This is a genomic window from Mesorhizobium sp. M1A.T.Ca.IN.004.03.1.1 (genome assembly GCF_003997555.1).
Taxonomy (GTDB): domain Bacteria; phylum Pseudomonadota; class Alphaproteobacteria; order Rhizobiales; family Rhizobiaceae; genus Mesorhizobium.
Window position 1 is genome coordinate 1 of the sequence record NZ_RZTV01000309.1, and the last position, 273, is coordinate 273.

The following is a 273-nucleotide window of genomic DNA, read 5'->3' on the forward strand; positions in this document are numbered from 1 at the left end:
GCCCGAACGTCGTCAGCGTGTACTTCTGATCGGTCGCTTGCGACTCGTCCACGAGCCAGTCCACCCCGTCGAACGTGCGACACGGCAGGGTCGAGGGACCCGGGGCCTCGAGGCCGCATGTGATGAGGATGCTGGCCGGATTTCCGTACGCGCCGGTCGCCTGTGCGTCCGTCCAGCGACGGTCCTGGCCCGAGATCGACTTCGGCAGACGCGAGGTGATCTGCGCGCAGGCCGGGTCGTTCGCCGCCTTGGCCGGCTCCATCGAGACCGTCG

The 273-nt window shown here is 68.9% G+C and carries 1 protein-coding gene; it reads right to left on the reverse strand.

The genetic code is table 11. The features are described 5' to 3' along the window. A partial coding sequence (locus EOD29_RS31790; RefSeq protein WP_206520551.1) for a DUF3515 family protein occupies positions 1-262 on the reverse strand: 262 nt, incomplete at its 3' end. Positions 263-273 lie beyond the last annotated feature (11 nt).